The organism is Lacisediminihabitans sp. (assembly GCF_036569425.1).
Taxonomy (GTDB): Bacteria; Actinomycetota; Actinomycetes; order Actinomycetales; family Microbacteriaceae; genus Lacisediminihabitans.
In genome coordinates this window covers 1-8,611 of the sequence record NZ_DATCQQ010000066.1, presented here as the reverse complement: position 1 = coordinate 8,611, position 8,611 = coordinate 1, and the positions used below count along the sequence as shown (strand labels likewise).

Annotated in this window: 10 protein-coding genes; 5 read left to right on the top strand and 5 right to left on the bottom strand. The window is 67.8% G+C overall.

Translation table 11 applies throughout. The features are described 5' to 3' along the window. Together VIM54_RS11130 and dut are read right to left on the bottom strand one after the other, a co-directional pair. Positions 1–364, bottom strand: a 364-nt coding sequence (locus VIM54_RS11130) for a DUF3710 domain-containing protein (RefSeq protein ID WP_331901333.1), incomplete at its 3' end; no start/stop codon positions are given. Then, the gene (gene dut / locus VIM54_RS11125) at positions 361–819 is read right to left on the bottom strand and encodes a dUTP diphosphatase (RefSeq protein WP_331901331.1); all 459 of its coding nucleotides are present in this window, start codon (positions 817–819) and stop codon (positions 361–363) included. The genes dut and VIM54_RS11130, both read right to left, overlap by 4 nt. 74 nt (positions 820–893) lie before the next feature. On the opposite strand from dut, the gene VIM54_RS11120 reads away from it, so the two are divergent. Next, a complete protein-coding gene (locus VIM54_RS11120) occupies positions 894–1,349 on the top strand; it encodes a DUF3093 domain-containing protein (protein WP_331901329.1) in 456 nt (151 codons plus the stop codon). Between the two features lie 28 nt (positions 1,350–1,377). Here the strand turns inward: VIM54_RS11120 and VIM54_RS11115 are convergent, their stop codons facing one another. Continuing rightward, entirely contained in the window at positions 1,378–1,671 is a 294-nt protein-coding gene (locus VIM54_RS11115; RefSeq protein WP_331901328.1) for a DUF4193 domain-containing protein, read from the bottom strand. Between the two features lie 198 nt (positions 1,672–1,869). Here VIM54_RS11115 and sepH point away from each other — a divergent pair, with 198 nt between their 5' ends. Beyond that, on the top strand, positions 1,870–2,919 hold the full coding sequence (gene sepH / locus VIM54_RS11110) for a septation protein SepH (RefSeq protein ID WP_331901326.1): 1,050 nt from the start codon (positions 1,870–1,872) through the stop codon (positions 2,917–2,919). 49 nt (positions 2,920–2,968) lie between these two features. On the opposite strand, the gene VIM54_RS11105 is transcribed toward sepH, so the two are convergent. Next, positions 2,969–4,057 carry a nucleotide pyrophosphatase/phosphodiesterase family protein gene (locus tag VIM54_RS11105; protein WP_331901324.1) on the bottom strand — a complete coding sequence of 363 codons (1,089 nt, stop codon included), beginning with the start codon at positions 4,055–4,057 and terminating at the stop codon, positions 2,969–2,971. A 69-nt stretch (positions 4,058–4,126) separates the two neighbouring features. Here VIM54_RS11105 and VIM54_RS11100 point away from each other — a divergent pair, with 69 nt between their 5' ends. Together VIM54_RS11100 and VIM54_RS11095 are read left to right on the top strand one after the other, a co-directional pair. Then, positions 4,127–6,625 carry a DNA topoisomerase IV subunit A gene (locus tag VIM54_RS11100; protein ID WP_331901322.1) on the top strand — a complete coding sequence of 833 codons (2,499 nt, stop codon included), beginning with the start codon at positions 4,127–4,129 and terminating at the stop codon, positions 6,623–6,625. Between the two features lie 249 nt (positions 6,626–6,874). Continuing rightward, complete coding sequence (locus tag VIM54_RS11095; protein ID WP_331901318.1) at positions 6,875–7,294, top strand: VOC family protein; 420 nt, start codon at positions 6,875–6,877, stop codon at positions 7,292–7,294. 189 nt (positions 7,295–7,483) lie between these two features. Here VIM54_RS11095 and VIM54_RS11090 read toward each other — a convergent pair whose 3' ends face one another. Then, positions 7,484–7,858: an HNH endonuclease signature motif containing protein gene (locus VIM54_RS11090; RefSeq protein WP_331901317.1), complete on the bottom strand. Its 375-nt coding sequence runs from the start codon at positions 7,856–7,858 to the stop codon at positions 7,484–7,486. Positions 7,859–8,089: 231 nt separating this feature from the next. Between VIM54_RS11090 and VIM54_RS11085 the strand changes: the two genes are divergently transcribed. Beyond that, positions 8,090–8,581, top strand: coding sequence for a nitroreductase/quinone reductase family protein (locus VIM54_RS11085; protein ID WP_331901316.1), 492 nt, complete (start codon positions 8,090–8,092; stop codon positions 8,579–8,581). Positions 8,582–8,611: the final 30 nt, after the last annotated feature.

The following is an 8,611-nucleotide window of genomic DNA, read 5'->3' as shown; positions in this document are numbered from 1 at the left end:
GCTCGGGACCGAACGGCCCGACCGTGAGGGTGGTCTTGCCACCCTGCTTGGCGATCTGCTCGGTGATCTGCTCGCGGATCTCGTGCCAGAGGCCCGTGGTGCGAGGGGCGGCGAACGGCTGCACCTGCAGCGTGGAGCCGGCGAAGTCCAGGCCGACGGCGACGACACGCTGGCTCCCCTCCTCCACCTCGAGGCGCAGCTGCAGTCCCTCGCGAGGAAGGATCTTCACCCCGCCGAGGTCGACGTACGGGCGCACCGGGTTGGCCTCGGCCTCGTCAAGTGGACCTTCGGTCGCGCGATCGGCAGGCGCAGACTTGGGCTGCTCCTCGCCGCCTTCGATTTCTGCTGAACTGGTGTCGCTCACGAGCCGTCTCCTTGGGTCTTGACGCGGTAACCGGTCGAGCCGAAGCCCGAATCTCCTCGATGGCTTCCGGGAAGCTCATCGACCGGCACGAAACGGGCCTTGGTCACCGGCATGATCACGAGCTGCGCGATCCGGTCACCGACTGTGACAGAATACGGCACCGATCTGTCAGTGTTCAGTAGGGTGACCCGGATCTCGCCGCGATATCCGGCGTCGACCGTTCCCGGGCTGTTGACGATGGTGATGCCGTGTTTGGACGCGAGCCCGCTGCGCGGCACGACGAAGGCGACGTAGCCGTTGGGCAGGGCGATCGAGACGCCGGTGCCCACCGTCGCCCGTTCTCCGGGTTCGAGAGTCACCGGTTCGGCCGCCGACAGGTCGGCGCCGGCATCTCCCGGGTGCGCGTATCCCGGAAGGGTGTCGGCGACGATGAGTATCTCCACAGTTTCGGCCACGTCACGAGGGTAGTGCAGAACGCGCCGGGCCCAGCAGGGCGGGCGGGCACAGCAAAGTCTGATCGAATAGCACCATGACGATTTACCGAGAACGCCTGTGGGCCTCACCCTGGGTGTTCATCTCGACCGCGCTCGTGATCCCGGCGAGCCTCCTGGTCTTTCTGCCGATCAACCTCGTCGTCGGGGTGGTCGTCTCCATCGCGCTCTACGCCGCCTGCGTCGTCGTTCTCGTGGCGACCTCCCCCGTGATCGAGGTCACGAGCGAACACCTCGCGGCCGGACGCGCCACGCTACCGCTCGCCTTCGCGGGCGAGGCCAAGAGCTTCGAGGGCGAGGAGGCGACGCTCGAGCGCGGCCAAAGGCTGGATGCCCGGGCCTGGCTCCTGATTCGAGGGTGGGTCTCGCCCGTGGTCACCGTGCAGGTGACCGACGCGAACGATCCGACGCCGTACTGGCTGGTCTCGACTCGTCGACCGGGGGAACTGGTAAGGGCCCTGGCCGAAGCCAAGGCCCAACAGTTGCTTTCCTAGACAGTTACAGACCTAGACGTTTACAGCCCTAGGCCGCGCACTCCTGACAGATCGGACCGAGCTTCTCTTCATGATCGAGTTGCGAGCGGTGCTTCACGAGGAAGCAGTTCACACAGGTGAACTCATCTGCCTGGGGAGGTAGCACGACGACGTCGAGGTCGAGTTCTGATAGGTCGGCTCCGGGGAGCTCGAACCCGCCAGGGTTGTCGGCGTCATCGACGTCAACGACACCTGACATTTTGTCCGGAACGCGCTCTTTAAGAGCCTCGATCGACTCGGAGTCGTCGTCGGTCTTACGAGGTGCGTCGTAGTCGGTTGCCATGCCCATCCACTTCTTTATGCGTCAATTGATCTCAATCGGCGGCCACAGTTTGCATCATCGGCTCGCGAATAGCAAACCACTGCAAAAAAGCCGTGAATCCGACGCCTGTTGAACTTGCGGCACGCCCGGTATATTCCCGCGAAATCAGGGTCGGGCGTGACACCCTAGGAGAACCAGCGACCGCGAGAGGCGTTCAGCATGCAAGACCTGAAAGTTATCGGAGTGGAGAACGGCGCACTTCTCGTCGCGTCCCATGAGGGGACCCGTTTTCGGGTAGCGATCGACGAGGTGCTGCAGTCGAAGCTCCGCCAGACCATTCACGAGCCCGGCGTCGGGCGAAAGCTCGCCCCGAAGGAGATCCAGGCCCATATCCGGTCCGGGATGTCCGCCCAGGACGTGGCATCCATCACCGGCGTGCCGCTCGACTACATCCAGAAGTTCGAGGGCCCGGTGCTCGCCGAACGCGAGTATGTCGTGACCTCCGCCCTCGCCGTGCCCGTGCACACCGCCATGGAGACCGACCCGCTCGGCGAAGGTTCGACCTTCGGCACGGTGATCCGCGAACGCCTCTACGACCTCGGTGCCATCAACGAGCGCTGGGCGAGCTGGAAAGAGGTGGGAAGCGGCTGGGTCGTGAAGCTCGCCTTCACCGCCGAGCAGATCGACCACGACGCCCGCTGGCGCTTCGACCCCAAGAAGTCCGCCCTCGCCCCGCTCAACAGCGAAGCCGTCGCCCTCTCCCAGCAGGGCGAGATGGTGAGCCCCCTCGTGCCGCGCCTGCGCGCCGTGAACGACGAGGAACGCCGGCCCGACCAGTCCCGCTTCGACAGCGGCGCGTTCACCGACAACGACCTCGGCCGCCCCGAGCCGGTCGCGTACCTCGAGCCGGTGTCATACGGGCGCCTGGACGACGCACCGGCCGCCGTAGCGGATGCCGCGATCAACCGGGCACCGGCGGCGGAGGAGTCGGAATCGAACCAGACCGCCGATCTCCTCGAGGCGCTCCGGCGTCGGCGCGGAGAGCGCGAGCTCGCCAACTTCCCGGAAGAGGACGAGGCGAAGGCCTCGCATCCGTCCGGCGGCGGAATCCGACTCGTTGACATCCCGCTCGACTTCGACGACGATTCGTCGCGCGACACGGCACCGCAGCCGACGGTGCTGCATCCGAAGTCCGCGAAGAAGGCCCGGGCCACCATGCCCAGCTGGGACGAAATCGTGTTCGGCGCCCGCTCGGACGAAGATCACTGACCAAGATCCCTGACCAAGATCCCTGATTCGCCGCGTTAGCCCTCGCTCGCTAGGTTCCCTTCGCGAAGGCACCGAACCTCAACAGCGGAATGGCCGTCTCTTCCGGCGACCATGACCCGTGCTGGCCGACCATCGACCGGCCGTGCTGCACGGCCGGCCGCGAGTCGTAGTATGCGATGCCCTTGCGGGCGGCGACGATGATGTCCCCGATGCGCGGCACGACCTCCTGGTCGACGCGAGGGCCGAACCAGCCGGACGAAATCGCCTCGTCGCGGGAGACGATCCACGATCGGTGCCCCTCCGCCGCGCGCCAGCGCTCGAGCACGGCCTGCCGGTGGGCGAGGCTCGCGTCCGATTCGAAGTGCAGTTGCAGCGCGCGCGGCTCGCCGGCGACGAAGCGGATGCCGTCCACGAGACCCGGGTCGGTGTCGAACAGGATGTGGGAGCTTTGCGGCACGTCGAGCACGCCGTGGTCCGCCGTGAGCACGAGGCCCTCCCGACTGCCCAGGTTGGCGGCGAAAGCGCGCACGGTCGAGTCGAGTTCTTCCAGCACCGAGGTCCACAGTGGCGACTGCCAGCCGTGCGAGTGCGCTGCCTGGTCGAGTTCAGGAACGTAGACGTAGAGCAGTGCCCGGTCCACCGAGTCGAGAACGCGCCTGGCCTCCTCGAACCGATCCGTCATCGTCGCGCCGCCGCGGTACTCGGCACCTCGCAGCACGGCCCGCGTGAAGCCGGACGAGCGGTAGCGTTCCGTGCCGATCGCGAACGACTGCACGCCGCGATCCCGGGCTCGCTCGAACAGGGTGGGCACTCGCTGCCAGGTCTCCGGATCGAGGCGGTCGTCCCAGCCGCTGAGCTGGTTGACGACGCGGTCGTTCGCCGCGTCGAGCACCGTGTATCCGACGAGGCCGTGAACACCGGGCGCCTCCCCCGTCGTGAGGGTGGCGAGGGCCGACGCCGTGGTGGTCGGGAAGCGGGCGCCGATCGTGCTCGACGGCGAGAGCAGCGGAGCGAGGGTGCGCGAGTGGCCGGCCCGAGCCTTGAGAACCGACGCCCCGAGGCCGTCCACGAGCAGGACGATCGCGGAGTCGACCCCCGGGAGGTCGAGGGCGTTCGGCTCGCCCGCGAGGGATTTCATGCAACTTGGCACGACATCGGCAAGGCTAAACCGGTGCGATTTCGTGGCCGGTAACATGGGGGCAATCCTATGACTACTCCCGAAATCCCCACCGCACAGCCCGCCGGCGAACGAATCGACAATGTCGACGTGTCCGCCGAGATGGAGGGCTCGTTCCTCGAGTACGCATACTCGGTCATCTACTCTCGCGCCCTTCCGGACGCCCGGGACGGCCTCAAGCCCGTGCAGCGCCGCATCCTGTACCAGATGACCGAAATGGGACTGCGCCCGGATCGCGGGCACGTCAAGTCGGCGCGCGTGACCGGCGAGGTGATGGGCAAGCTGCACCCGCACGGTGACGCCTCGATCTACGACGCCATGGTGCGGCTCGCCCAGAGCTTCATCCTGCGCGTGCCCCTGATCGACGGGCACGGCAACTTCGGATCGCTCGACGACGGCCCGGCCGCCGCCCGCTACACCGAGGCGAGGCTCGCCCCGGCCGCGATGGCGATGACCGAGAACCTCGACGAGGATGTTGTCGACTTCGTTCCCAACTACGACAACCAGCTGACCCAGCCGGAGGTTCTGCCCTCCGCCTTCCCCAACCTGCTGGTGAACGGCGCATCGGGCATCGCGGTCGGCATGGCCACGAACATGGCGCCGCACAACCTGATCGAAGTGGTGGGCGCCGCCAGGCACCTCATCGACAACCCGAACGCCTCGCTCGACGACCTCATGTCGTTCGTGCCAGGCCCCGATCTGCCTACCGGCGGCACGATCATCGGCCTCGCGGGCATCCGTGACGCGTACGAGACCGGCCGGGGCAGCTTCCGCACCCGCGCCCGGGTCTCGGTGGAGAACCTCACTGCCCGCAAGGTGGGCCTCGTGATCACCGAGCTGCCGTACATGGTCGGCGCGGAGAAGGTGATCGAGAAGATCAAGGACGGCGTCAACTCGAAGAAGCTCAGCGGCATCTCCGACGTCACCGACCTCACCGACCGCCTGCACGGCACACGGCTCGTCATCGGCATCAAGACGGGGTTCAGCCCGGATGCCGTGCTCGAGCAGCTGTACCGCTACACGCCGCTCGAGGACTCGTTCAACATCAACAACGTGGCGCTCGTCGACGGCGGCCCGAAGACCCTCGGCCTGCGCGAGCTGCTGCAGGTGTACATCGACCATCGCATCTCAGTCGTCACGCGACGCAGCCAGTTCCGCCTCGCGCGCAAGAAGGACCGGCTGCACCTCGTAGAGGGCCTCCTCGTGGCGATCCTCGACATCGACGAGGTGATCCAGGTGATCCGCACGAGCGATGACTCGGACGAGGCTCGCACCCGCCTCATCGACGTGTTCGACCTCAGCCAGATCCAGGCCGAATACATCCTCGAGCTTCGGTTGCGTCGCCTGACCAAGTTCTCCCGGATCGAGCTCGAGGCCGAGCGTGACGAGCTGCTGGCCGCGATCGCCGTGCTGGAGGAGCTGCTCTCGGTGCCGCAGCGGGTGCGCAAGCTCGTCTCCGACGAGCTGGAGGAGGTGGCCGAGAAGTTCGGCACACCGAGGCGCACCCTGCTCACCGAGGCCCGCCCGAGCGTCGCGACATCGTCGAGCTCGCGGTCGGCCGCCCCGGTGCTGGAGATCGCGGACACGCCGTGCCTGGTCCTGCTCTCCACGACCGGCCGCGCCATCCGCGTCGACCTGCCGGAGAGTCCGTCGGATGCGCCGCCCCGGGCCGCGAGGCGCAGCAAGCACGACGCGATCCTCTCCTCGATCGTCACGACGAGCCGCGCCGAGATCGGGGCGATCACCTCGCTCGGCCGGCTCATCCGTCTCACCCCCGTGGACCTGCCCGTGGTGCCGGAGAACTCCATCCAGCTCGCCGCCGGGGTGCGCATCGCGGACTACCTCGCCATCGATGGCAAGCGGGAGCGCGTGCTCGCCCTCGTCTCGCTCACCTCGGAGCAGCCGATCGCGATGGGAACCCGCCAGGGCGTGGTGAAGCGTCTCGCCCCCGGCGACTACCCGAACCGACCCGACTTCGAGGTCATCGCCCTCAAGCCGGGTGACCAGGTCGTGGGGGTCAGGCAGTCCGGCGAGTCGGATGAGCTGCTCTTCATCACCTCGGACGCCCAGCTGCTGCACTTCCCGGCCTCGGCCGTTCGCCCCCAAGGCCGTACGGCGGGAGGCATGGCGGGCATCAACCTCGGCGCCACGGCCGAGGTGGTCTACTTCGGTGCGATCGACCCGGCCGTCGATCCGGTCGTCGCCACGGTGTCGAACAGCACGTCCACCATCGCCGGCACCGATCCGGGACGAGCGAAGGTGTCGGTGCTCTCCGAGTTTCCCGGCAAGGGTCGGGCGACCGGCGGCGTGCGCGCCCATTCCTTCCTCAAGGGCGAGGACGTGCTCTCCGTCGCCTGGGCCGGGCCATCCCCCGCCCTCGCGGTGGGCCCCGACGGATCCGTGCGCTCGCTCCCGGATGCCGGGGCGAAGCGGGACGCGTCCGGCACCCCGCTCGACGGCATCATCGGCTCCATCGGCACCTCCATCGCGCCAAACACGGCGACCGACACAGACACCGCCGCCGACTGACGCCGCTGCTGCTGACTGGCGCCGCTGCTGACCGACGCCGCTGCTGACCGACGCACACGCGCAGCGTTAGGTCGAAGGGCGCGGCAGGAAGGTCATGGCTCGACGCCGCCCGGCTCGGGGCGAAACCCCTGCCGGAACAGCGTCAGGACTTCGCTGTACCGTCGCGGGTCGGGCAGTCGCGACACCGGGTGGCGGTTCGGCTGCGTGCCGGCTCTGCTCGTTGTCACCCCTGCGGGGCATGATGAGCCCATGGAAATCCAACTGAGCATGCTCGGCGTGATCGTGAGTGACATGAAGGCTGCGCTGCGGTTCTATCGCCTCCTCGGCCTCGACATTCCGGGCAGCGACGATGAGAAGCCGTTCGTGATCCATCGGATGGCCAGCGGAGTCAGCATCTTCTTCGACACTGTCTTCGCTGCTCGCTACGACGCGAGGCACGTGCTGCCCGCGGGTGGCGGGTACGGATCGCTATTCGAGTTCTACCTCGGCGATGACTCGGCCGTCGACGCGAAGTACGCGGAGTTGACCGCGGCCGGATACCACGGGCGAATGGCGCCCGAGCGCACCTTCGGTCCATACGCAGCAATGGTCGACGACCCGGACGGAAACGTCGTGCTCCTCACCTCGGACGCCCCGCACGCACATGAGGCCGACACACACAAGGATTGAACCCCGCTGGCGTTCAGGTCACTGCGGTGTTTTGGCCGCACCGGATCGGCCAGACCCAGGGCCGAACGCGCCCGACTCCGGACTGGATGTCCGCTGCCGCTCGCGGCGGGAGATGCGGCGCGACGGCGGGTGTCACGATTCCCGCCGGGGCGGGACACGACTCCCGCCGCGAGGACGGGACGGGGCCGTCTATCCGCGAGTGTCGTCGGCGACGATTTCATCGTGCGCTGCCAACGCGGCCCGCACCTCCACGAACCGCACCAGGAAGCTGCGCTCATCCAGCCTCTTCCGGCGCATCCAGCTGGTCACCTCGCCGTTGCTCTTACTCGCATTGCACGCGCCGCAGGCCGGGACGATGTTGTCGAGCGTGTAGCGCCCACCGCGCGCTATCGGCTGCACGCAGTCGCGCTGCAGCGGACGGTCGCTCGCTCCGCAGTAGGCGCAGCCACCCCACAACAGCCGCAGCGTTGACCATTGAGCCGCGGTGAGATCGTGCTCGACCAGGGCCATGCGCCGTGTGCGACGACGGGCTGCCTTGGCCGCGCGACTGTTCGGGTGGAGCACGAATTCAGCCTAAGCCGCTGGGGCGAGGCGGGGCGTGACCGACCCAGGCCAACGCGCAGGTTTCGGGTGGCAGCCCAGTCCCGCCTGTGCCGTGCGACAGCGCCCAGCGGCAAACAGGACGAAGGTCACTTCTGGCGGCGGGCGACGGTTGTACAGTCGCGCGGAGCAGCGTCATTTGTGAACGAGCGCCCGTCCAGACGGGAGCCTCCCCAGCGAAAGGATGCACTCGCCATGACGATCCCCAGCGGCACGCCGAAACTTACGGAGCGCACCCCGTGGCTTCAGCCGCGATGGTTCGTCAAGCTCTTCTGGAAGGCGCACCGGGCCATGTTCCGGATTTCCGGCGGCCGTCGTGGCCTGTGGCCCGCGAAGGACCAACGTTGGGGGGCTCTGTGGTTGACCACAACGGGACGCCGAAGCGGTCAGGAGAGGTCGGTGATCGTCGGCTATTTCGAAGACGGCCCGAACCTGGTGACGCTGGCGATGAACGGGTGGGGTGAGGCGGAGCCCGCGTGGTGGCTGAACCTCCAGGCGCACCCGCAGGCCCGGGTGCAGCTGGTCGACGGCCTCCGCCAGGTCGTCGCTCACGCCGCGACCGGACAGGAGCGCGCACGGCTGTGGGACCGGTGGAGGTCACTGGACAAGGATCTCGACGGCTACGCCCGCCGTCGTCCCGTCGAGACGGCGGTGGTGGTGCTCGAGCCAGCGACCGAACCGGTCTGAGTCCACCGAAGGGAAGCCCACTACCGGCTC

Excerpts from the sequence above, each read along its gene's own strand:
- VIM54_RS11120 (WP_331901329.1), top strand. The coding sequence starts at position 894 with ATGACGATTTACCGAGAACGCCTGTGGGCCTCACCCTGGGTGTTCATC.
- VIM54_RS11115 (WP_331901328.1), bottom strand. The coding sequence starts at position 1,671 with ATGGCAACCGACTACGACGCACCTCGTAAGACCGACGACGACTCCGAG.
- sepH (WP_331901326.1), top strand. The coding sequence starts at position 1,870 with ATGCAAGACCTGAAAGTTATCGGAGTGGAGAACGGCGCACTTCTCGTC.
- VIM54_RS11105 (WP_331901324.1), bottom strand. The coding sequence starts at position 4,057 with ATGAAATCCCTCGCGGGCGAGCCGAACGCCCTCGACCTCCCGGGGGTC.
- VIM54_RS11100 (WP_331901322.1), top strand. The coding sequence starts at position 4,127 with ATGACTACTCCCGAAATCCCCACCGCACAGCCCGCCGGCGAACGAATC.
- VIM54_RS11095 (WP_331901318.1), top strand. The coding sequence starts at position 6,875 with ATGGAAATCCAACTGAGCATGCTCGGCGTGATCGTGAGTGACATGAAG.
- VIM54_RS11085 (WP_331901316.1), top strand. The coding sequence starts at position 8,090 with ATGACGATCCCCAGCGGCACGCCGAAACTTACGGAGCGCACCCCGTGG.